Below are 25,771 nucleotides of genomic sequence, written 5' to 3'. Positions count from 1 at the left end.
CAGCAGCCACCCCGGCGCCGCCCAGAGGGTCCCCCGATGACCAGCGAGACGCATCCCATCCGGGTGGACTGGATCGACACGGGGCTGTGGCCGGGCCGTCTGGGCCTGACCTTCGCGCCGGGCAAGAAGGGCGCCAGCGTGATTCAGGCGGGCGTCACCCACGAGCGCGACCTCGCGGCGGACCTCGACCGGCTGGCGGGCCACGGGGTCAACGTCCTCGCGCCGCTGATCGAGGCCCACGAGTTCGAGCTGCTGGGCATCGCCGACTATCCCCAGGCGGCCGAGGAACGCGGCCTGACCGTCCTGCCCTGCCCGGTGCGGGACCGCGACGTGCCGGGCGATCTGGAGACCTTCGGCGCCTTTCTCGACGAACTGATGGATCACCTGCTCGACGGGCGCGCGGTCGTGGTGCACTGCCGGGGCGGGCTGGGCCGCGCGGGCCTGACCGCCGCCTGCCTGCTCACCCAGGCGGGGATGCCGCCCGAACAGGCCGTGACTCGGGTGCGGGCGGCGCGTCCCGGCGCCATCGAGACGGCGGCGCAGGAACGCTTCGTGTACGACTTCGCTGGAGTCTGAAGGCGGGCGCGGGGGCCGGCCCCTCTGTGCCCTGGATGAGTGCGGCTTGAGCCGAGTGTGGGGGCCGCGTCAGAAAGCAGGGCCACACTGGGGCCATGCTGAAACTTGGTCTCGCCAGCCTGGGCCTGGCCGCGCTGCTGTCGGCCTGCACGCCCGCCCTGACCGCCGCCACCTCGGGCCGCATTGTCAACGCGGCGACCGGCGAGCAGGGTACCGTGTCCTTTCTGCCGGGCGCGCTGCGTCCCCAACCTCCAGGCCAGAGCGGCAACAACGTGACGCTCGTGATCGGCGGCCAGAGCTACGTGGGCCGCGCCGCCGTGTTGGAAGGCGGCCCGGCGGCGTCTGGCACGGGGTCCCTCGGTCTCAGCCTGGGCTTCGGCGCCAGCGTGGGCAGCGCGGGGTCGGGGTGGGGTCTGGCCGCGCGGGTCGGCACCCCGCCTGCCCCCAGCGCCACCCTGCGCAGCGGCAACCTGATCGCCCGCACCGCCGGGGCGGCCCCACGCACCCTGACCTGCACCCTGCAAGTGGATACCGCCGAGCGCGGTTTCGGCGAATGCAGCGGCGAGGGCGGCGTGCGCTACGTCCTGCAGTTCTGAGCGCCGGACCCGGACACCGGCCTCTCCCCGTCTGCCCACGCGAGCAGGCGGGGCTTCGGCTTCCTACCGCTCGGGTCCCCAGCGCCCCGCCTGCATCAGCCGCCACCCCAGCATCAGCATCGCCGCGCCCCACAGCAGAAATCCCAGGTCGTAGGCGAGTTGAGACGGCCCCGGGCGGACGTGGTGGATACCCAGCACCTGGTGGTTGACCAGCCCTTCGACCAGGTTGAACAGGCCCCAGCCCAGCAGCAGCGTGCCCAGAAACGCCGAGGTGCGCCAGTGGGCGCCGCTGCCCCGCAGGCCACTCCAGAGCAGCCCAACGCCCAGCACGGTAAAGACCCAGCTCGCCGCGTGAAAGAGGCCGTCGGCCAGGGTGTTGAGCTGGAGGTTTTCCAAGGTGTCGGGCGGGTAGGCGGCGCTCACCAGGTGGTGCCATTGCAGAATCTGGTGCAGCACGATCCCGTCGAAAAAGCCGCCCAAGCCCAGCCCCAGCAGCACGCCGCCCGCCCTCCAGCGCCGCTGCGCTGACTGCGGCGTCTGCAAGTTCGCCCGCGCTTCTCCTGTCATCCTCGCCTCCTGTGGTTCCAAGGGTAGGGGAGGGGAGGCCGGCCTGGGGCGGGCTTCTGCTCAGCCCGACTTGAGCTTCGCCATACCCACGTCACTCCAGCAAGAAGGGCAGAAGCTCTTGCTCCTGCCCCTCCTCAAGCTGATGGCGGACTGCCGAAAGCCGTCTTACGACTGCTGGCCGCTGGCCCCAGCCTCAGGGGCGGCCCTTGTGCTTTCTTGCAGCCCCTGAGGTGTCCTTACGACTGCTGGTACATCACCGCGCGCTTGACCTCCTCGATCAGGGTGGTGATCGGGATGTCGCGCGGGCAGGCTTCGGTGCAGTTGTAGGCGGTGCGGCAGCGCCACACGCCGGTGTTCTGGTTCATGATGTTCAGCCGCTGGTTGGTCGCCTGGTCGCGGCTGTCGAAGATGAAGCGGTGCGCCTGCACGATGGCCGCCGGGCCGAGGTACGAGCCGTTGACCCAGAAGATCGGACAGGAGGTGGTGCAGGCCGCGCACAGGATGCAGTTGCTGGAATGCGCCATGCGGTCGGCGAGTTCCGGCGATTGCAGCCGCTCCCCGGCGGGCGGCGGCGACTCGTTGATGAAGTAGGGCATGATCGCCCGGTACGAGTCGAAAAAGGGGTCCATGTCGACCAGCAGGTCTTTTTCGACCTTCAGGCCGCGAATGGGTTCCACCGTCAGCGTGCCGTTCTCCTTGACCACGTCGCGCAGCAGCACCTTGCAGGCCAGGCGGTTGCGCCCGCTGATCAGCATCGCGTCGCTGCCGCAGATGCCGTGCCCGCACGAGCGCCGGAAGGTCAGCGACGGCTCGACGTACCACTTGATGTAGTTCAGCACGTCCAGCACGCGGTCGGAGGCCTGGGCCTCCACAGCGTAGGTCTGCCAGTGGGGTTTGCGGTCTTTTTCGGGATCGAAGCGCAGGATCTTGACGTTCACGCGCATGGGAGGCGTCGTGTGGGTATCGAGCGGAATGTGCTGTTCAGCCATGTCGTTTCCTCTGGTCGGGAACGCGGGGGGGGGAAGCAAAGGGAAGAGCGTCGCGGCGTCCTCACCGCCTGCCCGCCCGCGCGGCGCTCGTCTAGTACACGCGGGGCTTGGGTTCGAAGGCGTGGGTGTAGCCCCTCAGGGACACGTCCTTGTATCCGATCACCACGTCGCCGGGCTTGTTGAGATTCTTGTAGGCCATGGTGTGCTTGAGCCAGTTCACGTCGTCGCGCTCGGCGTAATCCTCGCGGTCGTGGGCGCCGCGCGACTCGGTGCGGTTCACGGCGGAGGCGGTCATGGCCTCGGCGCAGTCGAGCATAAACCCGAGTTCCATCGCCTCGATCAGCTCACTGTTGTAGCGCTGGCCGGGGTCGGAGACGCTCACCTGCGCGTAACGCGCCTTGAGGTCCTTGAGGATGTCCACCTGCCGCTCCATGTCCGGCCCGTTGCGGAAGATGCCGACGTTGTTCATCATCGACTCTTGCAGCTCGCGGCGGATCAGGGCGGCATTCTCCTTGCCGCTGCCCTGGCGCAGCCCCTCGAACATCGCCACGCTCTCGCGCTCGGGGTTCTCCGGCATGTCGGGGTAGGCCACCTGCGCGGCGTAGGCGGCGGCGGCGACCCCCGCCCGGCGCCCGAAGACGATCAGGTCGCCCAGGCTGTTGGTGCCCAGGCGGTTGGCCCCGTGCAGCGACACGCAGGCCTGCTCGCCCGCCGCGTACAGCCCTTCCACGCTGCCGCCCGCGCCGTCCGAGAGGCACAGCCCGTTGATATCGGTGGGGATGCCGCCCATCGCGTAGTGCGCCGTGGGCTGGATCGCCACCAGGTCCTTGACCGGGTCCTGGCCCAGGTAGGTCCGCGCCAGGTCGGTGATCTCGGCCAGCTTGCCCTCGATCACGTCACGCGGGAGGTGCGTCAGGTCGATATGGACCGCGTCCTTGTCGGCGCCCACGCCCCGGCCCTCGCGGATCTCGGTGATGATGCTGCGCGAGACGATGTCGCGCGGCGCGAGGTCCTTGATGGTCGGCGCGTAGCGTTCCATGAAGCGCTCGCCGTCCGAATTCCGCAGGATGCCGCCCTCGCCGCGAATGCCTTCCGTGACCAGAATCCCCAGCTTGGCCAGTCCCGTGGGGTGGAACTGGTAGAACTCCATGTCCTCCAGCGGCAGGCCCTTGCGGTAGTAGATGCTCATCAGGTCGCCCGTCAGGGTCAGGGCGTTGGACGTGATCTTGAAGATGCGCCCGTAGCCGCCCGCCGCCAGGATCACGGCCTTGGCGTGGAAGGTGTGGATCTCGCCGGTCGCCAGGTGGTAGGCCACCACGCCGCAGCAGCGCCCGCCCTCGATAATCAGGTCGGTCACGTGGAACTCGTTGAAGAAGGTGGTCCCGTTCTTCACGTTCTGCTGGTACAGCGTCTGGAGGATCATGTGGCCGGTGCGGTCTTTCGCGTAGCAGCTGCGCTCGACCGCCGCCTTGCCGAAGTCGCGGGTATGGCCGCCGAACTTGCGCTGGGCGATCTTGCCTTCGGGCGTGCGGGAGAAGGGGAGGCCCATATGCTCCAGCTCGTACACCGCCTCGATGATGTCCTTGGCGAACACCTCGGCGGCGTCCTGGTCGGTCAGGTAGTCGCCGCCCTTGACGGTGTCGAACATGTGCCATTCCCAGTGGTCTTCCTGCACGTTGCCCAGCGCCGCGCCGATGCCGCCCTGCGCCGCGCCCGTATGCGAGCGGGTGGGGTACAGCTTGGAGATGCAGGCGACGGACACGTTGCCCTTGGCGGCGTACAGGGCGGCCATGAGTCCCGCGCCGCCCGCGCCGACCACCAGTACGTCGTAACGATGGTGCATATCAGTCCTTTGAACCGGGTCCGCCACCGCCGTGCCGGGCGGACCGCGTGAAACGAGAGGGGTGGAAAGCGCCGGGCACTAGATCGAGAACAGGCCGACCGAGCCGAGCGTGAAGATCACGGCGCAGACCGTGTAAAAGATGCTCTTGACCCAGGCGCGGTTGGGGCGCGACCGGACGTAGTCCTCGATGGAATACCGGGCGCCGTTGACCCCGTGCAGCATGGACAAGGCCAGGATCAGCCAGTCGTAGAACTTCCAGGCCGGGCTTTGCAGCTTCGCCACGACCGCCGTGTAGGTGGCGTCGGCCTCGCTGACCTGGATAAAGGTCATGTAGATGTGCCCCAGGATCAGGAAGACCAGGATCATGCCGCTGATCCGCATGAAGATCCACCAGTTCAGCTCGGCGTTGGAGTGCGACTGCTGCCGGGCGTCGGTGAAGGTGCGCGCACGGATCATCAGTAGCCTCCCAGGATGCGCGGGATGTTGGCCCAGGCGGTGTAGGCGGTCGCCAGCAGGGTGATCGCCAGCACGCCGTACCACATCTGGCGCTGGTAGGCCACGCCGGTGCCGGTAAAGTCCATCACGATGATGCGCAGGCCGTTAAACGCGTGGTAGACCACGCCCGCCGTCACGAAAATGAGTCCCACCCGGAAAATCCAGAAGTCGTACAGGTGGTGGACGGTCATATACGCTTCCTCACCGAACATGATCAGGCTGATGCTGACCACGTGCAGCAGGAAGTAAGCCAGAATTGCCAGACCGGACAGGCGGTGAAGCAGCCAGGCCCACTGCCCTTCTCTTCCTCGGTACATTCCCTCTTCCTCCTCTAACGTGTGTGCCCTCGCCGCCTTCCTGCTCGGGGGAGAGAGGCAGCCCAGCGTGGGTCAAGCCTGTGCGGTGAAAGCTGTTCACGCCACCTTTGCAGACAGCCCACAAGATAACACCGCGTCCGGGCGTTTCCGGCCGCCTCGCCCGGCCCGCCGCCGCGCTCCCTCAATCTAGAGTCCAGCGGCGCCGGGACGTGCTTTTTGGGCCACACTTTGCCGGTGTGCGGGGCTGGACCTCCCCGTTCGTGACGCGCCCCTGGCCCCGGCGCGCTAGGGTGCGCCCATGACGCGGCGTGACGTGCCTCCGGCTTCCCCCTCCGGCCCTGCTCCCTCCAGCTCCTCCAGCGAGACCGAGTATGTCCGCAAGCTCTCGCTGGCGATTCTGAGCACCCTCCAGAGCAAGGGCCTGCTCTCGGCCGACGAGGTGGACGCCATCCTGATCGCGGCCCGCCGCGCGGCCCAGCTGCCCGGAGCGGCGGCCCAGGCCCGTCCGGGCAGCGCTTCCCCGCCCGCGCCCGCCGGAACGCAACCGGCGCCCGCCATGCAGGTGACGGTGCAGCCCCCCGGCTCCCTGACCTGGCACACCACGCCCCCCAGCGCCGCGAGTGGGGAAGAGACGAATCCGACCAACGCCGAAGCGGCGGTTCCGGGCGCACGGACTGAGGAGGCGACTCCCGAGCGCGCCGAGGCCGGGCCGCCTGTCACTGACGCCTCCGGCGAGCTGGACGGGCAGCCTGATAGCAAGGACGCCGACGCCGCAGGGGGAGAGAAACCCGAGCCGCGCCCCCAGCCGCCGATGTTCGACATCAAGCTCGACTGAGCCGCCCGACAGATGAGCGGCCCGACAGAACAGAGCGAGGCGGGAGCGTGGGCCACTGGCTACACGCTCCCGCCTCACCTCCGCCGCAAGGTCAGAACTTGACGGTTTCGTTGGTCCCGGTGTCGCTGGCGGGCTGGCCGGTCACGGCGGCGCGGGCCTGCTGCAAGATGTTCTTGATTTTGCCGTCGCTGCCCCAGTACTCGGCGCCGTAAGCCTCGATCTTGATCAGCTGAACGTCGGGATCGTCGATGCCGCCGGGAAAGTAGGCCTTGTAGCCGTCGTTCCACAGTTCTTCAAGCTTGGCGCGGTTCTCGACGAGCTGCGCCGCGCCGCCGATGCTGACGTAGTTGCCCTTGCCGGGGTCCGAATAGCTCACATTGACCTGGGGGCGCTCGGCCATGCACTGCACCTGCTCGGTGTCCTTGCCGCCGATAAACCACACGTCGCCGTCGAACTCGGTCTGCTGGGTGGTCATCGGGTGGGCCTTGAGGTGCCCCTGGGCGGTCTGGACCGTCAGCATGGCGAACTTCACATCCTTGACAATGCTGGCGATGGCCCGGATGTTTTCCTCGCGGGTGGGGTGGTTGGTGTCCTGGTCGCTCATGCCGCCGAGCTTGGCACGCCCGCCCCGCCGCACTCTGGAGGAGCGGGCACCGTCTAAAGGTTCCCGTCAGGTTCGGTGAGCACGGCTACAGTCGGCCGCCGGGGTTACCCGGCTTCACCCTGTGCCCGGCCGTGGACGCGCTCGGGGACGTTGCGGACGAGCACCACGCCCGCCAGGAAAAACAGCGCGGCGATCCCGAAGACCAGCGTGTACCCCAGGTTGCCGCCCTGCGCGTTGCCCCAGTCGAGCAGGGCGCCCTGCGGCGCGCTGGACAGCTGCGGCGCCACAAAGGCCACGTGCCAGATGCCCATGTCGCGGGCGTAGGAGCGCGCACTGGGCATGGCGTCGCTGCCCAGCGCCCAGTCCACGCTGGTAAAGGCCCCGAAGCCCAGCCCGAACAGGGCCGCCAGCGCCAGCGCGGCCGGGTAGCTCGGCGCGACCAGCAGCAGCAGGGCGGCGGCGGCCATCGCGCCCCCCGCCACGTAGATCACCGGCTTGCGGCCCACCCGGTCGCTGATCTTGCCGCCGATCAGGGCCGAGACGATGCTGCCCACGATGATGCAGGCCAGCATGACCGAGGTGCTGGTGCCGCCTTCGCGCTGGCGCAGCACGTCCACGTTGTAGTACTGCAAAAAAGGCTGCACGCTGTACTGCCCCAGCGCGAACAGCACCCGGGTCACGAACACCCAGAAAAAGGGCTGGTGCGCGAACAGTTGCCGCAGGGGCAGGGTGGGGCCGCCGCCCGCCGGGCCGAGGCGGTCCACCTCGGCCGGAACGCCCCGCAGGGTGATCAGCGCCGGAACGAGCAGCATCAGCGCGATCAGCCCGAAGGACACGGCGGTCGGCAGCGCCAGCAGCCCGACGGCAAAGGCGCTCAGCGCGCCCAGCAGCTGCCCGGCAGCTTGCAGCATCGCCATCACGCCGCTGTAGCGCCCGCGCTGCTCGGGCGGCACGAGCTGCGGAATCAGGGCGCTGTAGGGCGCGGTCGCGTAGTTGTTGCCGAACTGCACCAGCAAGAAGCCCAGCACGTACACCCAGAAGCCGCCCATGCCGGTCAGGGCCGTGGCCGCGAAGCCCATCACCGCCAGGCCCGCGAGGTTGACCCCCAGCCCCAGCCGGATGTAAGGCAGCCGCCGCCCCGTGCGGTCGCTGCGCGCCCCGATGATGGGCGGCAGGATCAGGGCCATCAGCGCGCCGACAAAGAGCAGCACGCCCAGATACGTCCCCTTGCGCTCCTCGCCCACGAAGCGCACCACGTCGGCGGGCATCAGGATCAGCAGCAGCAGCAGCCAGTGAAAGGCGGTGCCGAACCAGAACGCGGAGAGCGCCCACGGACTCACGCGCGGGGCGGCGGCAGGAGAAAAGGTCATGTGCGGCGAGTATACGGGCCGCCCTCCGCCGCCTTCACCTGCCCTTTAGGCCCCCTTACGGGTGTGGCGCGAAAAGCAGTTGGGTCCGGCCGCCGCGCGGCAGACTGCCCGCATGACCGCACGCCTGAACCTGCAAGACGCCCTGACCGCCTTTCAGACCGCCTTCACCTACGAGCACCCCGAGGGCCTGACCATCGACCCCCGGGTCGAGGGCGGCACCCTGCGCATCGAGGTGCGCCACCAGGACGTGAATGCCCTGCGCGGCTTCGATGTGATCGCCGAGCCGCTGGAGAGCGAGGAGCGCGGCGCCCAGCAGCTGGGCGAGGACATCGCCCGGGTGGTCGAGCAGGAATTGATGTACGGCCAGCTTCCCGCCGTGGGCGAGGACGGGGCCTACCGCCGCATCGTGGTCTGAACCCCGGCAGAGGCAAAGGGGGAGGGGCGGAGCCGCGTTGCAGGTCCGCCCCTCTCCTTTGTGCCCGTTCAGCTTCCCCAGGGAAGGGTGGGGTGCGCACACCCCAAGTCGCCGCTCTGCTGAAGCCTGCGCGTAGGCCGAGGGCTGCCTCGGGCCTGCCGGGGGCCTCAGCCGTGCGCGAGGCCGTCCCAGAACGCCTGCAAATCGGGCGCGAGGGGCGCCTCGGCGGCGAACTGGGTGCCCGACCAGGGAAAGGCGATGCGGGCCGCGTGCAGCGCCTGGCGCGCGAGCAGCAGCCGGGCCGTCAGTTCGGGCGTCTGGCCTGTCTCCATAAAGTCGAGAAACGCCTGGGGGTCGCGCCCGTAGATCTTGTCCCCGACCATCGGCAGGCCGAGGTGCGCGAGGTGCGCGCGAATCTGGTGCAGCCGCCCCGAACGCGGGTAGGCCTCCAGCAGGGTGAAGCCGCCGCGCCGCTCCTGCACCCGGAAGTCGGTCACGGCTGGGCGCCCGTCCGGCACGACCGCCTGCCGGATCACGATGCGGTTGGCGCCCCCCAGCCCCAGGTCGCCCAGCGGGGCGTCCAGCGTGGTGCGCTCCCACTCCGGTGAGCCGTGGACCAGGGCGAGGTAGGTCTTGCCCACCAGATGCTCCTTGAACAGGGTGAAAAAGCGCCGGGCGGCGTCGGCGTCGCGCGAGAGCAGCTGCGTCCCGCTCGTCTCGCGGTCGAGGCGGTGCGGGGGGGCCAGGGCCGCCTCGCCCGTCTCGGCCCGCATAAAGGTCAGCAGGTCGGGCACATCCACCCGCGCCCGCACCGGATGGGTCAGCCACAGCGCGGGCTTGTGGACCACGTAGAAGTCGGGGTGCTCGACCAGCACGCGCGGCTTTTCGGTGGGGGGGAGCAGGGGGGCGCGGCCCGCCGGACGGGTCACAGTCACACTTCCCACACCGAGCGGTAGCTCCGGCCCCGCAGCCGCTCCGCGAGGTCCACCCCGCGCTCGACGGTGCGGGCCAGCCGCGCCGCCAGCGCCTCCCCAGGCGCCCCGTCCGCCGCCCACTCGGCGCCCGTCGCATACACGGCGTGCGGATTGACCACGCAGCGGAAGTCGGTCATCAGCCCGAAGGCGAAGGCCCCGTGGCTGAGGTACCCGTGCGCGAGGCCGCCCGACACCAGAAACGTCACCGGCTGGTCGAACCACGCCCCATGCAGGCCCCGGTCGGGGTCGCTGCTGCCGGTCAGCTCCACCAGCGCCTTCGCGCCCGACCCCAGCCCCCAGTTGTAGACGGGCACAGCCAGAACCACCCCGTCGGCCTCGCGGATGGCGCGGTGGTAGACCTCGGCGTGGGGGTGGGCGTAGCAGGTGTCATTGTCGAAGGGAGGCAGGGGCGTCGTCCGCAGGTCGAGGTGGGTCACGTCGTGCCCGCCTGCCCGGAGCTGCCCCGCCGCGAGGCCCGCCATCCAGCCGCTGCGGCTGACCGGATCAAGGCTGGTGGAGAGGACCGCGAACTTCATGTCGGGCAGGCTAGCAGGCAGGCAGGGAGTGGCCCGGCTGCTGGCCCCCCGGGTGCGGAGGCTGCTGCCCCGCCTGACCAACCTTCGCTAAGCCACAAGGCCCACGTTCCCGCCCTGCAAGCGTTGTTATGCTCCCCACTGACATGCCGTTCGATGCCCGCGCCCTGACCGCCCTCGATTTTCCCCGCATCCGCGACGCCCTGACGGAGCGCAGCGCCACGTCGCTGGGGGCCGAGCGCGCCCGCGCCCTGGCCCCGTCGGACGACGCGGGCCGCATCGCCCGCGAACTCGACGAGGTGGAAGACGCCCTCTTCGGCGTCAGCCTGAGCCTCGGCGGCATTCAGGACATCCGCGAGCTGCACGCGCGGGCGGGGGAGGGGCGGGTGCTGGCAGGCCAGGAACTCCTCAACGCGGCCTATTCCCTCGACGGCGCGATGACGGTCAAGCGGGCCATCCACGCCAACTCGCGCGGGCCGCTGCGCGACGTGGCGCTGGGGCTGGGCGACCACAGCGAACTGGTGCGGCGGGTGCTCTCGGCCCTCGACCGCGACGGCGGCGTGCGCGACGACGCTTCCCCCCGGCTGCGCGACCTGCGCAAGCGCATCGAGCCGCTGCGGGGACGCATCCGTGAACGGCTCGCGGCCACGCTGGAGAAGTGGGCGGACGTGCTTCAGGAAAACATCGTGACCATCCGGCGCGACCGCTACGTGCTGCCGGTGCAGGCCAGCCGGGTGGGGCAGGTGCAGGGCATCATCGTGGACGCCTCGGCCACCGGACAGACCTACTTCGTGGAACCCGCCGCCGTCACCCAGCTCAACAACGAACTCGCCCGATTGATTCTCGACGAGGAGGCCGAGGTCCGGCGCATCCTGACCGAACTCTCGGGTCTGCTGGCCTCGGACGCCGACGTGCCCATGACCCTGGCGACGGTCGGGGAACTCGACCTGATCGCGGCAAAAGCCCGGCTGGCGCGCGACTGGCGCCTCAACCGCCCCGAGTCGGTGCCGGGGGCCAGCTACGACCTGCGCGAGGCCCGCCACCCGTTGATCGAGAACCCGGTGCCCAACGACATCCAGCTCGGGGAGACCCAACTGCTGCTGATCACCGGGCCGAACATGGGCGGCAAGACGGCGACCCTCAAGACGCTGGGGTTGAGTGTCCTGATGCACCAGTGCGGGCTGTATGTGGCCGCCGCGAGTGCCCGGCTGCCGGTGGTGCGGGACGTGCTGGTGGACATCGGGGACGAGCAGAGCATCGAAGCGAGCCTCTCGACCTTTGCCAGCCACCTCAAGCACCTGCGGTTCGTGCTGAGGCACGCCGCGCCCGACACGCTGGTCCTGATCGACGAGCTGGGGTCGGGCACCGATCCTGCGGAAGGCGCCGCGCTGGCCCAGGCCCTGATCGAGACGCTGCTCGCGCAGGACGCGCGCGGCATCATCACCTCGCACCTCTCGCCGCTCAAGCTGTTCGCGCTGGAGACGCCGGGCCTCAAGAACGCCTCGATGGGCTTTGACCTGGAGGCCCTGGCACCCACCTACCAGCTCCAGGTCGGGCAGCCGGGCCGCTCCTATGCGCTGGCCATCGCGCGCCGGATGGGACTGCCGGAGGAGGTGCTCGCCCGCGCGGGGGACCTGCTCGGCCCCGACGCGGGCCTGATGGAGCGGATGCTGGAGGGCCTGGAGCGCGAGCGCCGCGAACTCGGCGCCGAGCTGGAGGCCGCCACCACCGCCCGGCGCGGGGCGGAGGGCGAACTCGCCCGCGTGCGCCAGGAGCGCGAGACGCTCGAACAGCGGCGCAACGAGATGCTGGCGGAAGCCGCCCAGAAGGCCGAAACGCTCTACGCCGACGCCATCGAACGGGTCCGCAGCCTGCGTGCCCGCGCCCAGGAGGACAGCGCCCGCCCGCGCGTGATGCAGGAGCTGCGCGAGCTGCGCTCGGCGGCGCAGAAGGCCCGCCCCGCGCCCCCTGCCCCCCGCGAGGACCGGGGCGACCCCATCCGGGTGGGCAGCCGGGTCGACGTGCCCGCCTACGGGGCGACCGGGCAGGTGCTGGAACTGCGCGGCGACGACCTCGTGGTGCAGCTCGGCGTGATGAAGGTGGGCGTCAGGAGGCGCGACGTGCGGCTCCAGCAGGAGCCGAAGGTCAAGGCCCCCCGCCCCACCTTTGCGGGCACGGCGCCGAACGCCTTCCAGAACGAACTGCAACTGCGCGGCCTGGGCGTCGAGGAGGCCGTCGAGGAGTTGCGCACCGCGATCAGCGAGGCCCACGCGCTGAGGGAAACCCCGCTGCGGGTGGTTCACGGCAAGGGCCAGGGGGTGCTGCGCCGCCTGCTGCGCGACTACCTCAAGACCGACAAGCGCGTCGAGTCCTTCCACGACGCCGAGGCCAACCAGGGCGGCCACGGCGTGACCATCGTCAACCTGAGGGCGTGAACCTGCGCGCCTGAGCCGGATACCCCAGGCTGGGGGGCTGTGCCCCAACCTGACGCGGCTTTTCATGTACGCGGCGCGCGGGGCAGGCAGGATGGGGAGGTGCTGATCCACCGCTTTCCGCTTGCCCGGCTCGGGACCACCCTGCTGCTGAGTGCCCTCGCCGCCTCGACCGCCGCTGCCCAGAGCACACCCAGCCTGAAGCTCCCGGCCAACTACCTGTCGCGCTTCGGCAGCACCGAACTGGTCGTCTCGACCGAGTCGGGTTACGGGGTGCGCTATTTCCCGCTGATGTTCGACCAGGACATCCGCATCTCGCTGGTCAAGGCGCCGACCTACTGGGACTACAACATCAGCACCCGCACCAACGACACGACCCTGGCCGCCGGAGTCTTCTACAACAAACCCCGGCTGGAAATCACGCGCGACCCGTCCAAGGGCGTGCAGTACAGCGGGCTGCTTCAGGGGCGGGGCGCGTATTCCAAGGTCTCGGGCGGCTACGCATTCACGGTTTCCAAAGACCGGGTGCGGGTCTTGAACAACGTCGGCGTGGCGATTACCCCCACTGTCGCCGCGCCCTACACCCAGAGCGAGGTCAGCGGCGGCTACGGCAAGAGTTTCGGCAAGCTCAACACCTACGTCGGCAGCACCGCTCGGCTCTACACCTTCCCGGTGCAAAAGCAGCTTCAGGGCAGCTTCGACGCGGTCGCGGTCGCCAACATCTCGCCTGTGAAGGGCCTGACGCTCGACGCCTCGCACTTCGAGCGCTTTGTGGGGGGTCAGGTGGCGGTGCCGGACTTCGGCCTGGGCCGCTATCAGGAGTCGAACGTGGGGGTGACCTACCGCCTGCCGGGCGCAGGCGCGGCGTCGGGCTTCGGGGTGGGGGCGGTGCGCAGCCGACTGACCCACACCTGGCAAAACGACTACACGTATCTGCGCGGCGACCTGCTGCTGAACGTGGGCTTCATTCCCAGCCTCTTCGGCCCCAGCGTGGGCTACCAGTGGTCGCCCACCGGCAAGGACAACAAGTGGCTGATCAGCCTGGTGACCCTGCCCAAGTGAGACCCGCGCCCAAGTGAGACCCGCCGGAGCGTGGCCGCGCCGTGCTACGCTCCCCCACCGATGAAGGCCCCGCCCCTGACCGTCACCCTGCTCGCGCCGGGAGCGGTCGCTTTTTTGATGCTGGGCGTGCTTCAGGCGATGTACGGGGCGGCCTTTCCGCTGTTTCAGGCCCGCTACGGGGTGGGGCCAGCGGCCGTGGGGTGGGTCGCCAGCGCCCACTTCCTGGGGTCGACCACGGCGCCGCCGCTGGTGGGGCTGCTGCTCTCGCGGGTGAGCCTGCGGGCGGTGGTCGCGGGCAGCGCGGTGGTGCTGGCGGCAGGCGTGACGGGCGTGGCCCTGGCCCCGACCTGGGCGCTGGCAGTCACGGGCGCGCTGGTGGGCGGCCTGGGCCTGGGTGGGGTCAGCGCGGCCCTGAACGCCGCTTACGCCAGCATCGGCACCCGGGCGGTGAATCTGGTCAATGCCGTCTTCGGGGTGGGCAGCATCCTGTCGCCGCTGCTGGTGCTGGCGCTGGGGGGCCGCTCGCTGGCGCTGCCTTTCCTGGTCGTCGCGGCGCTGGGGGGCGTCACGCTGCTGGCCACCCGCGTCTGGGGGGTCCCGGCGCTGCGGCCCCCGGTGGCGGCGGGAAGCGGGCAGCCGGGCGTCACCCTGGCCCTGTTCGCGGTCCTGATCTTCCTGTACGTGGGGCTGGAGGTTGGCTTCGGCGCGTGGCTGGCGCGGCATCTGGACAGCCTGCGCTTTGGGGCGTCCGCCCTGATTCTCAGCGGCTACTGGGCGGGCCTGACGGCCGGGCGCATCCTGACCGGGCTGCTGGGCGGGCGGGTCTCGCCGCCCCGGCTGGTGCTGGCGGCCGCCGCGCTGACCACCCTGGCCGCCCTGGCCGCGACCGTGCCCGCGCTCTCGCCCGCCGCCTACGTGCTGGCGGGGCTGTGCCTGGGGCCGATTTTCGGCACCACGCTGGCGTGGATGGCTGCGAGCCTTCCGGCGCGGCTGGTGCCTTACCTGCTGGTGGCGGGATCGGCGGGGGGCGTCCTGGCTCCGGCGGCGCTGGGAGCGCTCTACGCGGGCGCCGGTCCCGCCTCGGTGCCGCTGACGCTGGCGGCGTTGGGGCTGGCGCTGAGCGCCGTGGTGGCCCTCACGGCGCGGGTGAACTGGTCAGCCCGGCACGGAGGGCGGCACTGAGGGCTGCCGCGTCCCGGCCCACGCTTTTTTCCCCCCCCACCTTCTGTTGCCCCCTGCCCCCCCTTGTGGCAGAATGCCCAGCGATTCTCAGAAATCAGATTGGTCCTGTCCACAGGTTCCTTTCACATTCATGCGGCAGCGGAGGTCAACAGTGGCACAACCGACCAGACAGGTGAAACTCACGCGCGAGGGCTTCGAGCGCCTGCAACGCACCCTCGATCAGGAACAGGGGCGGCTCGCCGAGGCGACGCGCATCCTCCAGGAACAGATGGAAACCAGCGCCGACAACGAAGACACCGGCCTGGAAGACGCCAAGCGCGAGAAGATGACCATCGAGGCCCGGATCGAGGAACTCGAAGACACCCTGTCGCGCGCCTCCGTCATCGAGGACCACGAGAACGACGGCCGGGTCGAACTGGGCGCCCTGGTCACACTCTCGAACGAGGCCACCAAGAAAGACATGCGCGTGCAGGTCGTCAGCGCCCCGGAGGCGGCGGTGCTGGGCGGCAGCCTGCCGCGCATCAGCGAGGACAGCCCGGTCGGCAAGGAGCTGATGGGCCGCAAGAAGGGCGAGAGCTTCGTGGTGAACCTCGACAACGGCAAGCAGGTCAAGTACAAGGTCAAGGGCATCGAGTATTGACCGGGGCCCCCAGGGCTGAGGACAGAGCAGAAGGGCGCAGAGCGGTTTGCCCTTCTGCTCTTCTCGTTGCCGCTCCTGGCGCCGCCCCCCATCTGGCCCCCCCTCTGCTAAGCTCGCCCCCATGCCCGACGACGCTCCCCACCCGGACGGCCCGGACCCCTCCCGCGCAGGCCTGCACGAGCAGACGGTCAGCCGCCTGAACAACCAAGGCGCGCTGCGCGAGGCGGGGTTTGCCCCATCGCCCTACAGCTATCCCCAGACCCACCACACCCACGACCTGCTCGCGGCCCACCCTGCAGGCGAGCTGGAACCGGGGCAGGAATGGCCGCAGGAGACCTACGCCCTGGCCGGGCGCCTGACCCTGATGCGCCATATGGGCAAGGCCGCCTTTGCCGACCTGACCGACGAGCGCGGCTCCTTGCAACTGCACTTTTCCAAGAACGACACCGAACAGTTTGGGGCCACCAAGCGGCTCGACCTCGGAGACATCATCGGCGTGACGGGTTTTCCCTTCGTGACGCGCACTGGGCAACTCACCTTGCGGGTCACAAGCTGGCAGCCGCTGGTCAAGAGCCTGCACCCGCTGCCCAGCAAGTTCGGCGGCCTGCAAGACGAGGAACTGCGCGCCCGGCGCCGCTACCTCGACCTGATCGCCCACCCCGAGCGCCGGGAGGCCTTCCGCACCCGCGCCCGCGCGATTCGCTATATCCGCGCCTACCTCGACGAGCGCGGCTTCATGGAGGTCGAGGGACCCACCCTGCAAGTTGTCCCCGGCGGCACCGAGGCGCGGCCCTTCAAGACCTTTCACAAGGCCCTGGGGCACGAATTCAGCCTGCGCATCAGCCTGGAGCTGTACCTCAAGCGCCTGCTGGTCGGCGGTTTCGAGCGTGTGTACGAGATCGGGCGCAACTACCGCAACGAGGGCATCGACCGCACGCACAACCCCGAATTCACCATGCTGGAGGCGTATTTCGCCTACGGCGACTATGAGGACATGATGCGGCTGGTCGAGGAGATGCTCCACGGCCTCGTCACCGAGGTCAAGGGCGAAGCCCGCCTGACCTACCAGGGCCGGGAGGTAGATTTCAGCCTGCCTTTCCGGCGGCTGGACTTCGTGACCGCCCTCAAAGACGCGGCGGGCCTGGACTTCGACCCCACCGACCTCGCGCGCCTGCGCGCCTGGACCGACGAGCGCCACCCCGAACTGCGCAAGGTGCCCGACTACAAGCTGCTGGACAAGCTGTTCGGCGAGTATGTGGAGCACACGCTGATTCAGCCGACCTTCGTGACCGACGTGCCGCTGGCGATCAGCCCGCTGGTCAAGGCGCACCGCAGCCGCGCGGGCCTCGCGGAGCGCGCCGACCTGTTCGTGGCGGGCTTCGAGCTGGCGCCCATCTACTCGGAACTCAACGACGCCTTCGAGCAGCGCGCCCGTTTCGAGGCCCAGTCGCAGAGGCGCGACGCCGGAGACGACGAGGCCCACGAGCAGGACGAGGACTTCCTGCTGGCGCTGGAATACGGGATGCCCCCCGCCGCCGGCATGGGCATGGGGATGGACCGCCTCGCCATGCTGCTGACCGATTCGGACTCCATCCGCGACGTGCTGCTCTTTCCGCTGCTGCGCCCCGAAGGCGCTGGCGCCCCAGGACCCGCCATCACAGAACCCGGCCCCCAGAGCGGCGGCGAGACGGAAAGCCCAGCGGTATAAGCCCAGTGGCGACCCCGCCGGGGTCTGCTGACGCGGGGAACTGCGGCCCACCGGCCCGGTTCCCCTTTCGCATGGCGGCGGCCCGACTTAATTGGTTCATTTGACAAACAAAATTGGCCGCGCGCATGATGAATTCCTCATACAGCCCGGGTTCGGGGTGCCTGCACGCGGGGCGCCGCCCACCTTTTCTCGCCCCTGCGGAGACGCCGTGAATTCAGCTGTTCCCCTTGCTGTTCCCCTTGCTGTTCCCCTCGATCTGGCGGCCATCCGGGCGCGGCACACGCTGCTGTTGCTGGGCCTGCTGTGGGAGGGAGACCGGGCGCGGGTGGACCTCGCGCGGGATCTGGGGCTGTCGCGCAGCGCGATCAGTTCCATCGTGGCGGAACTGATCGCGGCCGGATTGGTCGAGGAGGCCGGGCAGCGCGGGGGCGGGCAGGTGGGGCGCCGGGCCACCCTGCTGTCGCTGCGGGCGCGGGCGGCGGGGCTGCTCGCGGTGGACCTGGGGGCCAGTCACCTGCGGGTGGATCTGCTGGACCTGCGCTGCACGTCCCTGGCGAGCCGCTCGGTCTCGCACGACGTGCTGGCGGGGCCGCAGGCGACCTACGCCCGCCTGGCCGACCTCGCCGCCGAGGTGCTGGGCGAGGCCGGGCTGGCCCGGGAGCGGGTGGCCGGGGTGGGCGCGGGCGTCCCGGGACCGGTGGACCACGCGACCGGCCGGGTGATCAGTCCGCCCAACATGCCCGGCTGGGACGGCGAGGATGTCCGCGCCGGGCTGGAGCGGGTGCTGGGCGTGCCCGCCTGGGTGGACAACGACGCCAACCTGGGTGCCCTGGCCGAGACGCGCTTCGGGCAGCACCGGGGAGCGCGGGACCTGATCTACGTGAAGGTGGCGACCGGCATCGGAGCCGGGGTGTTGCTGGGCGGGCGGCTGCACCGGGGCGTCCGGGGCGGCGCGGGCGAGATCGGGCACATCAGCATCAACGAGCAGGGGCCGGTCGGCCGCAGCGGCAATCCCGGCAGTCTGGAAAGCTACGCGGCGGCGCGGGTGCTGCTGGAGACCGCCGAGGCCAGCCGGGCGGCGGGGGCCGTGACCACCCTGCCCCGGCCGGTCACCCTGGCGGCCCTGATCGCGGGGGCAGACACCGATCCCCTGGCCCGCGAGGTCTGGACCGGGGCGGGGCACCACCTGGGGGTGGCGATCAGCACGGCGCTCAACCTCTTCAACCCGGCGGCGGTCGTGCTGGGCGGACGCCTTTCGCGGGCGGGCGAGGTGCTGCTGCGGGCGGTGCGCGAGAGCGCCCTGCGCCGCACCATGTCGGTCAACGCCGACCCCACCTGCATCGACCTGGGCACCCTGGGCGACCGGACCGGGGTGCTGGGAGCCGGGGCGATGCTGCTCGACCAGCTGATGACCCCGGCGGGCCTGCGGCACCTGTACCGGGTGGCCGCGTGGGGCCGGGGGCCGCCCGCCGCGCCCCCGCCGCTTCTTCCCCTCGCGTTCCCCGCCCCAGGAGGCTTCCTATGAAACTGTTCCCCGCCAAGAAAACCGCGCTTCTCGCCGCCGCCCTCGCCGTCACGTCCACCGCCTCCGCCGCCGGAAAGCTGGAAATCTTCTCGTGGTGGTCGGGGGACGAGGGTCCCGCGCTCGAAGCCCTGGTCAAGCTCTACAAGCAGCGCTATCCCTCGGTGGCCGTGGACAACGCCACCGTCTCGGGCGGCGCAGGCACCAACGCCAAGGCGGTCCTCAAGACCCGGATGCTGGGCGGCACGCCCCCCGACTCCTTCCAGGCGCACGCCGGGCAGGAACTGATCGGCACCTGGGTGGTCGCGGGCCGCATGGAGGACCTCGGCGGCCTCTACAAGTCCGAAGGCTGGGACAAGGTCTTTCCCAAGGACCTGATGGGCCTGATCTCCAGCAAGGGCGGCGTGTGGAGCGTGCCCGTCAACGTCCACCGCTCCAACGTGATGTGGTACAACCCCGCCAAGCTCCGGGCTTGGGGCGTGACCGCGCCCAAAACCTGGACCGAGTTTCTGACCACCTGCAACACGCTCAAGCGCAAGGGCGTGGCCGCGCCGCTGGTGGTGGGCGAGAACTGGACCCAGCAGCACCTCTGGGAGAGCGTGATGATCGGCACCCTGGGTCCTCAAGGCTGGCAGAACCTCTGGGCCGGGAAGACCAAGTTCACCGACCCCAAGGTGGTGGCGGGCTTCACCACCTTCGGCAAGGTCATGGACTGCGCCAACAAAGACGCCAGCGGCCTGAGCTGGCAGCAGGCTTCCGACCGCATCGTGGACGGCACCAGCGCCTTTAACATCATGGGCGACTGGGCGGCCGGGTACTTCACGACCACCAAGAAGCTCCAGCCCAACAGCGGCTTCGGCTGGGCGGCCAGCCCCGGCACGGGCGGCACCTTCGTGATGCTGGCCGACTCTTTCGGGCTGCCCAAGGGCGCCAAGAACCGCACCGAGGCCCTCAACTGGCTGCGGCTGATGGGCAGCAAGGCCGGGCAGGACGCCTTTAACCCGCTCAAGGGGTCTATCGCCGCCCGCACCGACTCGGACCTCAGCAAGTACAACACCTATTCCAAGAGCGCCGCCGCCGATTGGAAGCGCAACAAGATCGTGGGCAGCATGGTCCACGGAGCCGTGGCGCCCGAAAGCTTCATGAGCGCCTTTGGGGCCGTGATCGACCAGTTCATGGCGAGCAAGAACGCCCAGGGCGCGGCGGCGGCGGCCCAGCAGCTCGCCACACGCTCACGCGTCGGCCAGTAAGCCCCCAGGCGCGGTGCGCGCGGTACGTGGGACGCGGTGAGCCTGTCTCCCGCGCACTGCGTGCCGCGCCACCGCGTTCCGGAACCCCGCAAAAGAGGTGAAACGTCCGTGAAAGGCCTCTCCCGCGACCGTCTGTGGTCCATCCTCGTGCTGCTGCCCAGCGTGCTGCTGCTGGCGGTCTTCGTGTACGGCTTTATCGGCCGCACCGTGGTGGTCAGCCTGACCGACTGGGGCAGCGACCCCGCGCAGGCGCTGGCGCTCAATCCGGTGATCCGTCCGGTGGGCCTGGCCAACTACCAGGAGCTGTTCACCGGCTTCCTTCAGGTGCGCTTCCGGCAGGAACTGGTCAACACCCTCTTTTTCACGCTGTTTTTCATCGTGGGGTGCCTGGGGCTGGGGCTGGCGCTCGCGCTGGTGCTCGACCGCAATCCCCGGGGCGAGGGGCTGTGGCGCACCATCTTCCTCTTTCCCATGAGCCTGAGCTTTATCGTGACGGGCACCATCTGGCGCTGGATGCTTCAGCCGCAGGGGGGCCTCAACCAGGTGCCGACCGCGCTGGGCCTGCCCGCCGGAAGTTTCGGCTGGCTGAGCAGCACCGAGTCCATCTGGAAGTTCGACTGGAACGCGCTGCCGCTGCTGACCGCCACGGTGGTCGGGGCGGTGCTGGCGCTGCTGGCGGTGCGCGCTGTCCGGGCCGGGGACCGCACCCGCGCCCTGGTCGCCGGAGCCTGCGCCGCGCTGCTGCTGGGCTGGGCTTTTCTGGTCGGTCCCAACGTCAAGTTGCTTCCCGCACCCGAACCGCACGGCTTCAACCTCGCATTGATCGGCATCATCGTGGCGGCCGTGTGGCAGATGAGCGGGTACACCATGGCGCTGTACCTCGCCGGGCTGCGCGGGATTCCCGAAGAGCTGCGCGAGGCGGCGCGGGTGGACGGCGCGAACGACCTGGGCCTGTACCGCCACGTCATTTTTCCGCTGCTCGCGCCCATCACCCTCAGCGCGATGATCATCCTGGGGCACATCAGCCTCAAGATCTTCGACCTGGTGTACGCGATGGCCGGACCCGACAACACCGCCACCAGCGTTCCGGCGCTGAACATGTACCTCACCTCGTTTCGGCAAAACCAGTTCGCGCTGGGGGCCGCCATCGGCACGGTCTTGCTGATTCTGGTGGCCTTCGTGATCGTGCCGTACCTGGCAAACGCTTTCCGGGGCGAACGGGGGAACGCGTGACCACCACCGCGCCCGTGCCCACCGTCACCCCCACGCCCGCTGCCCGCAAAGCCGGGCGGAGCCGGGTGGGCCTCTACGCACTGTTGCTGCTCGCCGCGCTGTTTTTCCTGCTGCCGATCTACCTGCTGCTCGCCACCGCCTTCAAGGCCCCCGAAGCGATCAACCTGGCGACGACCTGGCAGTGGCCGCGCGCGCTGAACTGGGCCAGCTTCGCAGACGCCTGGGCCAAGATCGGCGCGAACATGGGCAACAGCCTCTTTCTGGCGGTCGTGGCCACCGCCCTTTCGGCGCTGCTGGGGTCCCTCAACGGCTACGCGCTTGCCAAGTGGAAGTTCCGGGGGGCCAACACCCTCTTCGCGCTGATGCTGTTCGGCATGTTCATTCCGTACCAGGCGGTGCTGATTCCGCTGTTCCAGTTCGTCAAGTCGCTGGGGCTGTACGGCTCGATCTGGGGCCTGATCCTGGCGCACGTGGTGTACGGCCTGCCCATCACCACCCTGATTTTCCGCAACTACTACGCCGAGGTGCCCGACGCGCTGGTGGAGGCCGCGACCATCGACGGGGCGGGGTTCTGGGGCATCTACCGGCAGGTGATCTTTCCGCTGAGCGTGCCGGGCTTCGTGGTCGTGATCATCTGGCAGTTCACCCAGGTCTGGAACGAGTTCCTGTTCGCCGCGACCCTGACGAACACGGGCAGCCAGCCGGTCACCTACGCGCTCTCGCAGCTCGCGGGCGGGCAGGCGGTGAGCTGGAACCTGCCGATGGCGGGCGCGATTCTGGCCGCGCTGCCGACGCTGCTGGTGTACATCCTGCTGGGCCGTTATTTCGTGCGTGGGCTGCTGGCCGGAAGTGTGAAGGGGTAGGCCCCGCCCGGGGGGCAGGGCGGCGTTGCGACGTGTTTCGCACGTCCGCCGCGCGGCCCCCGGGGTAGACTCCCGGGAGCCTCATGTCCAGCGCTCCTCTTCCGGTGGTTTTTGTCGTTTCCCCTGACGCTTCGCGGGCGGCCCGGCTGCGGCCGGTGCTGGGGGGGGTGGACGTGGTGCAGGTGCCGGGCGCCGAGCCGCTACTGCGCGAAGCGCATGTCCGCCCACCCGCCGTGGCGCTGCTGTACGCCGACACGCCGGGCGTGCCGCTGGCCGAGGTGCTGCCGCTACTGCGCCAGCGCGCGGAACTGGCAGGCACCTTCTGGCTGGCGGTCGGGCAGGCGGGGCTGGGCGGGCTGCTCTCGGCCGGGGCCGACGCCCTGATCAGCGACGCGACCCCGCCCGACATGCTGGCCCTTCAGGTCCGCACCCTGCTGGCGCGCGCGGCGCAGCACGCCGAGCTTCAGGAGCGGCTGGCCCAGTTCCAGCGCCGCCTGGACACCTGGGAGCACGAGGAGCGGGTACGCGACCAGCTCGTTCACATGCTGGTCCACGACCTGAAAAATCCCATCGCCGCCGTGATGGGCCTGCTGGAAGTCGTGGAAGACGACGACCGCGTGCCCGACGACGCCCGCGAACTCGTCAAGATCGCCCGCGACGAGACCGGGCACCTGCTGCACCTCGCCGTCAACATGCTCGACGTGCGCAAGATCCAGGCGGGCAAGATGCACCTGCGCCCCGAACTGGTCTTCAGCCCGATGTTCGAGGAAGTGATTGAGCAGGCGCGCGGCGACGTGGGCAGCGGCCTGCGCGACCGCCATATGCGTGTGGCGGTCGCCCCCGGCCTCAGCCCCACCCGCGCCGACCCGGAAATCCTGCGCCGGGTGCTGGCGAACCTGATCAGCAATGCCATGAAGCACACCGTCACGGGCGGCCTGATCTCGGTCGAGGTCTGGCAGACGGAGGGCGCCACCCACCTCCGGGTCCGCGACGACGGCGAGGGCATCCCCACCGAGGACATCCCCAACCTGTTCGCCGCCTTCGAGCAGTCGCGCCTGACCCTGCATGGCCGCTTCGACACCGGCATGGGTCTGGCGTTTTGCAAGCTGGCGGTCGAGGAACACGGCGGGCGCATCTGGGTCGAGTCCGAGCGCGGCCAGGGCGCCGCCTTCACCCTGACCCTGCCGCTGGCGCAGGACAACGACGACGACGACTTCGTGGAACTGCTGAGTTAGGGGAGGAGCGAGCCGCGCAGCCTGCCTCCCTGTGGGCCGTACTGGGGCCAACCGGGGACGTATCCGGGCACGCTGCTGGTGAGTGGGTGCCGCAGCTGGCATTCGCCTGCCACTCCGTCGCCGTCGCGGTCGTTTCAATCCTCAGCCCACCCGAAAGCAGGCTGCAACCGCTGATCTCCACAGCGGGCATCTCCAGGCTGTTTCAATCCTCAGCCCACCCGAAAGCAGGCTGCAACGCGGGTGGGGCGTCCAGTGTCGGTCCCGGTCCAGTTTCAATCCTCAGCCCACCCGAAAGCAGGCTGCAACAGGGCATCGCGGACCAGGGAGACGGGACCATGCTGGTTTCAATCCTCAGCCCACCCGAAAGCAGGCTGCAACCACGAACGATGCCCTGCCGGACAGCCTGCGCCAGTTTCAATCCTCAGCCCACCCGAAAGGAGGCTGCAACACCGACACCCGGCAATGGTCGGCTGCCGAGGTGGTTTCAATCCTCAGCCCACCCGAAAGCAGGCTGCAACGGGAGTGTCGCCTCCAGGCGTCCCAGCGGCAAGCTCCGGGGGCCGAAACGCGAACGTCCGGGCGAGCAGACCGGCAGCTCCCCTCGGTGGGTGGCGCGGTGGGCGAAATTGAGGTTTCTGAACGTCCGTTTGCGGATCGCGCGAACGTCGTCTCATCCGGCCGCCACGTGGGGTTCGCGCACGATCTGAACGCGGTTTTCGTGCTAGAACATGAGGCGTACCACAAGTCGGTTTAGGTTTCAGTTCGTCAGGCCCACTCTCTTTTTTCGATGACTTCGTGCGATTTTTCACGAGCAGAGGAGAAGAGGAGCGGGCGGAAGGGAGACTCCTATCGAGTACGCGAATTTCGTGATCATGCTGGTCATCGCCCTGGGCATCGGCATTCTGGCCGTGCTGGTCAGCGCGCTGCTGGGGCCGAAAAAGGCCACCCGTGCCAAGCTGATGGCCTACGAGAGCGGCAACGACCCCGAGCACGGCGGCGTGGGCACCGGCCAGCGCTTCCCGGTGCATTTCTACCTGGTCGCCATGCTGTTTATCGTCTTCGATATCGAGACGGCGTTTTTCTTTCCGCTGGCAGTGGCTTACCAGAAACTGGTGCCCTTCGCCTTCTGGGAGGCGCTGACTTTCGTGGGACTGCTGCTGGTGGGCTACTACTACATCCTCAAAAAAGGGGTGCTGGAGTGGACCTGAGAGCAGGTACTCCTACGTCACTTGGTCAAGAAGGGCGAGGGGCCGCCCCCGAGCCTGCGGCCACCCGAAACGCTCCGGAGACTTTCTTATGGCCCTGAAAGAACTGTTCGACCGCGACTGGCAGGAACTGGAATCCGAAGGCGTCCTGTTTTCCAGCCTGGAAAAACTGGTGGCCTGGGGCCGCAGCAACAGCCTGTGGCCCGCGACCTTCGGGCTGGCGTGCTGCGCCATCGAGATGATGAGCAGCACCAACGGACGCAACGACCTCGCCCGCTTCGGGTCGGAGGTCTTCCGCGCCAGCCCCCGGCAGGCCGACGTGATGATCGTCGCCGGGCGCCTCTCCAAGAAGATGGCCCCGGTCATGCGCCGGGTGTACGACCAGATGCCCGACCCCAAATGGGTGATCTCGATGGGCGCGTGCGCCTCCTCGGGCGGCATGTTCAACAACTACGCCATCGTGCAGAACGTGGACCACGTGGTGCCGGTGGACATCTACGTGCCCGGCTGCCCGCCGCGGCCCGAGGCGCTGATCTACGCGGTCATGCAGCTTCAGAAAAAGGTGCGTGGCGAAGCCTTCGATCAACTGGGCCACCAGCTCCCGATGGTGGAGGCGTGGACAAGATGACGGGTGAGCCGCTGCCGGACCGGATCGTCGTGACGACCCCGCCGTCCGACACCGCGCCCGCTGGAACCGCGCCGCGCGACCCCCGCGACGTGACCGCTCTGATTGCGGAACTGGGGCTGGAGGAGGACGACGCCGCCGAGCCGACCGCCGTCGTTCCTGCCGGACGACTGCGTGAGGTGGGCCGGGCGCTGCGCGAGCGCGGCTTCATGCTGATGGACACCGTGGGCGTGGACTATCTCGCCTATCCCGAGCGCAGACCCGCGCGCTTTGCCGTGCTGCACAACGTCTACCACCCGCACGACCACCGCCGCCTCTTCCTGCGGGTGTGGCTGGACGACTCGCAACCGCTGGACAGCCTGTACCCGGTGTGGAAGGCCGCCAACTACCTGGAGCGCGAGGTGTACGACCTGCTGGGCGTGGTGTTCACGGACCACCCGGACCTGCGCAAGATCCTGACCCCCGACGATCTGGAAGGCCACCCCCTGCGCAAGGATTTCCCGCTGGGCGAGACGCCGACCCTCTTCCGGGACGGGCGCTTTCTCGATCCGCCCACCTTCCGCGCCGGGCTGACCGGCCAGAGCCGGGGCCTGACCGGCTGGCGCGGCGAGCTGCGCCGGGGCCAGGGCGAGGACCGCGTGCCCCCGGTGATGCCGGAAGGCGGCCCGAAGTGAGGCGCCACGCGCTGACCTGGCTGACC

General features: G+C 69.4%; 26 protein-coding genes and 1 CRISPR repeat array. Of the genes, 17 read left to right on the top strand and 9 right to left on the bottom strand.

What is annotated here, in order from left to right:
* Nucleotides 1–36: 36 nt before the first annotated feature.
* Both HNQ09_RS04035 and HNQ09_RS04030 read left to right on the top strand, forming a co-directional pair.
* Complete coding sequence (locus tag HNQ09_RS04035; protein ID WP_184025790.1) at nt 37–576, top strand: cyclin-dependent kinase inhibitor 3 family protein; 540 nt, start codon at nt 37–39, stop codon at nt 574–576.
* Nucleotides 577–671: 95 nt separating this feature from the next.
* Nucleotides 672–1,172 (top strand): hypothetical protein, encoded by a 501-nt coding sequence (locus HNQ09_RS04030; RefSeq protein ID WP_184025787.1) that lies wholly within the window; start codon nt 672–674, stop codon nt 1,170–1,172.
* Between the two features lie 63 nt (nt 1,173–1,235).
* On the opposite strand, the gene HNQ09_RS04025 is transcribed toward HNQ09_RS04030, so the two are convergent.
* The 5 genes from HNQ09_RS04025 to sdhC form a co-directional block, all read right to left on the bottom strand.
* Nucleotides 1,236–1,739, bottom strand: a complete 504-nt coding sequence (locus HNQ09_RS04025; RefSeq protein ID WP_184025785.1) for a DUF2243 domain-containing protein — start codon at nt 1,737–1,739, stop codon at nt 1,236–1,238.
* A 236-nt stretch (nt 1,740–1,975) separates the two neighbouring features.
* Nucleotides 1,976–2,728: a succinate dehydrogenase iron-sulfur subunit gene (locus tag HNQ09_RS04020; RefSeq protein ID WP_246363116.1), complete on the bottom strand. Its 753-nt coding sequence runs from the start codon at nt 2,726–2,728 to the stop codon at nt 1,976–1,978.
* A 91-nt stretch (nt 2,729–2,819) separates the two neighbouring features.
* On the bottom strand, nt 2,820–4,571 hold the full coding sequence (gene sdhA / locus HNQ09_RS04015) for a succinate dehydrogenase flavoprotein subunit (RefSeq protein ID WP_184025783.1): 1,752 nt from the start codon (nt 4,569–4,571) through the stop codon (nt 2,820–2,822).
* Nucleotides 4,572–4,649: 78 nt separating this feature from the next.
* Complete coding sequence (locus HNQ09_RS04010; RefSeq protein ID WP_184025780.1) at nt 4,650–5,027, bottom strand: succinate dehydrogenase hydrophobic membrane anchor subunit; 378 nt, start codon at nt 5,025–5,027, stop codon at nt 4,650–4,652.
* Nucleotides 5,027–5,449, bottom strand: a complete 423-nt coding sequence (gene sdhC / locus HNQ09_RS04005) for a succinate dehydrogenase, cytochrome b556 subunit (RefSeq protein WP_281378278.1) — start codon at nt 5,447–5,449, stop codon at nt 5,027–5,029. The genes HNQ09_RS04010 and sdhC overlap by 1 nt, the downstream gene beginning before the upstream one ends.
* 232 nt (nt 5,450–5,681) lie before the next feature.
* Here sdhC and HNQ09_RS04000 point away from each other — a divergent pair, with 232 nt between their 5' ends.
* On the top strand, nt 5,682–6,218 hold the full coding sequence (locus HNQ09_RS04000) for a hypothetical protein (RefSeq protein ID WP_184025759.1): 537 nt from the start codon (nt 5,682–5,684) through the stop codon (nt 6,216–6,218).
* A gap of 91 nt (nt 6,219–6,309) precedes the next feature.
* Here the strand turns inward: HNQ09_RS04000 and HNQ09_RS03995 are convergent, their stop codons facing one another.
* On the bottom strand, nt 6,310–6,822 hold the full coding sequence (locus HNQ09_RS03995) for a pyridoxamine 5'-phosphate oxidase family protein (RefSeq protein ID WP_184025756.1): 513 nt from the start codon (nt 6,820–6,822) through the stop codon (nt 6,310–6,312).
* Between the two features lie 104 nt (nt 6,823–6,926).
* Nucleotides 6,927–8,192 (bottom strand): MFS transporter, encoded by a 1,266-nt coding sequence (locus HNQ09_RS03990; protein ID WP_184025753.1) that lies wholly within the window; start codon nt 8,190–8,192, stop codon nt 6,927–6,929.
* 112 nt (nt 8,193–8,304) lie between these two features.
* Between HNQ09_RS03990 and HNQ09_RS03985 the strand changes: the two genes are divergently transcribed.
* Entirely contained in the window at nt 8,305–8,607 is a 303-nt protein-coding gene (locus tag HNQ09_RS03985; RefSeq protein ID WP_184025750.1) for a hypothetical protein, read from the top strand.
* Between the two features lie 167 nt (nt 8,608–8,774).
* On the opposite strand, the gene HNQ09_RS03980 is transcribed toward HNQ09_RS03985, so the two are convergent.
* Both HNQ09_RS03980 and HNQ09_RS03975 read right to left on the bottom strand, forming a co-directional pair.
* Nucleotides 8,775–9,542 carry an RluA family pseudouridine synthase gene (locus HNQ09_RS03980; RefSeq protein ID WP_343057601.1) on the bottom strand — a complete coding sequence of 256 codons (768 nt, stop codon included), beginning with the start codon at nt 9,540–9,542 and terminating at the stop codon, nt 8,775–8,777.
* Entirely contained in the window at nt 9,539–10,117 is a 579-nt protein-coding gene (locus HNQ09_RS03975; RefSeq protein WP_184025747.1) for an NADPH-dependent FMN reductase, read from the bottom strand. The genes HNQ09_RS03980 and HNQ09_RS03975 overlap by 4 nt, the downstream gene beginning before the upstream one ends.
* Nucleotides 10,118–10,260: 143 nt before the next feature.
* Here HNQ09_RS03975 and HNQ09_RS03970 point away from each other — a divergent pair, with 143 nt between their 5' ends.
* The 13 genes from HNQ09_RS03970 (at nt 10,261) to HNQ09_RS03910 (ending at nt 25,745) form a co-directional block, all read left to right on the top strand.
* Nucleotides 10,261–12,549: an endonuclease MutS2 gene (locus HNQ09_RS03970; RefSeq protein ID WP_184025744.1), complete on the top strand. Its 2,289-nt coding sequence runs from the start codon at nt 10,261–10,263 to the stop codon at nt 12,547–12,549.
* Nucleotides 12,550–12,648: 99 nt separating this feature from the next.
* The gene (locus HNQ09_RS03965; protein WP_343057600.1) at nt 12,649–13,608 is read left to right on the top strand and encodes a hypothetical protein; all 960 of its coding nucleotides are present in this window, start codon (nt 12,649–12,651) and stop codon (nt 13,606–13,608) included.
* A 60-nt stretch (nt 13,609–13,668) separates the two neighbouring features.
* Nucleotides 13,669–14,790: an MFS transporter gene (locus HNQ09_RS03960; RefSeq protein ID WP_246363115.1), complete on the top strand. Its 1,122-nt coding sequence runs from the start codon at nt 13,669–13,671 to the stop codon at nt 14,788–14,790.
* A 151-nt stretch (nt 14,791–14,941) separates the two neighbouring features.
* The gene (locus HNQ09_RS03955) at nt 14,942–15,430 is read left to right on the top strand and encodes a GreA/GreB family elongation factor (protein ID WP_184025741.1); all 489 of its coding nucleotides are present in this window, start codon (nt 14,942–14,944) and stop codon (nt 15,428–15,430) included.
* 121 nt (nt 15,431–15,551) lie between these two features.
* A complete protein-coding gene (lysS, locus tag HNQ09_RS03950) occupies nt 15,552–17,138 on the top strand; it encodes a lysine--tRNA ligase (protein ID WP_184025738.1) in 1,587 nt (528 codons plus the stop codon).
* Nucleotides 17,139–17,346: 208 nt separating this feature from the next.
* Nucleotides 17,347–18,663, top strand: coding sequence for an ROK family protein (locus HNQ09_RS03945; RefSeq protein ID WP_184025736.1), 1,317 nt, complete (start codon nt 17,347–17,349; stop codon nt 18,661–18,663).
* Nucleotides 18,660–19,910, top strand: coding sequence for an ABC transporter substrate-binding protein (locus HNQ09_RS03940; protein ID WP_184025734.1), 1,251 nt, complete (start codon nt 18,660–18,662; stop codon nt 19,908–19,910). Before HNQ09_RS03945 ends, HNQ09_RS03940 begins: the two co-directional genes overlap by 4 nt.
* Nucleotides 19,911–20,018: 108 nt before the next feature.
* Entirely contained in the window at nt 20,019–21,143 is a 1,125-nt protein-coding gene (locus tag HNQ09_RS03935) for an ABC transporter permease subunit (RefSeq protein ID WP_184025732.1), read from the top strand.
* A complete protein-coding gene (locus HNQ09_RS03930) occupies nt 21,140–22,006 on the top strand; it encodes a carbohydrate ABC transporter permease (protein WP_380003268.1) in 867 nt (288 codons plus the stop codon). The genes HNQ09_RS03935 and HNQ09_RS03930 overlap by 4 nt, the downstream gene beginning before the upstream one ends.
* Before the next feature lie 83 nt (nt 22,007–22,089).
* Nucleotides 22,090–23,241 (top strand): ATP-binding protein, encoded by a 1,152-nt coding sequence (locus tag HNQ09_RS03925; protein WP_184025729.1) that lies wholly within the window; start codon nt 22,090–22,092, stop codon nt 23,239–23,241.
* A 131-nt stretch (nt 23,242–23,372) separates the two neighbouring features.
* A CRISPR array of direct repeats spans nt 23,373–23,759; the repeat unit is 37 nt; unit sequence GTTTCAATCCTCAGCCCACCCGAAAGCAGGCTGCAAC.
* Nucleotides 23,760–24,113: 354 nt separating this feature from the next.
* Entirely contained in the window at nt 24,114–24,449 is a 336-nt protein-coding gene (locus tag HNQ09_RS03920) for an NADH-quinone oxidoreductase subunit A (RefSeq protein WP_184026198.1), read from the top strand.
* Nucleotides 24,450–24,537: 88 nt separating this feature from the next.
* Complete coding sequence (locus HNQ09_RS03915; protein ID WP_184025727.1) at nt 24,538–25,074, top strand: NuoB/complex I 20 kDa subunit family protein; 537 nt, start codon at nt 24,538–24,540, stop codon at nt 25,072–25,074.
* Nucleotides 25,071–25,745, top strand: a complete 675-nt coding sequence (locus HNQ09_RS03910; protein WP_184026196.1) for an NADH-quinone oxidoreductase subunit C — start codon at nt 25,071–25,073, stop codon at nt 25,743–25,745. Before HNQ09_RS03915 ends, HNQ09_RS03910 begins: the two co-directional genes overlap by 4 nt.
* Nucleotides 25,746–25,771 lie beyond the last annotated feature (26 nt).

It is taken from the genome of Deinococcus budaensis, assembly GCF_014201885.1.
Taxonomy (GTDB): Bacteria; Deinococcota; Deinococci; order Deinococcales; family Deinococcaceae; genus Deinococcus; species Deinococcus budaensis.
Note: the sequence above shows the minus strand (reverse complement) of the source record. Positions and strands in the feature narration are given on the sequence as shown.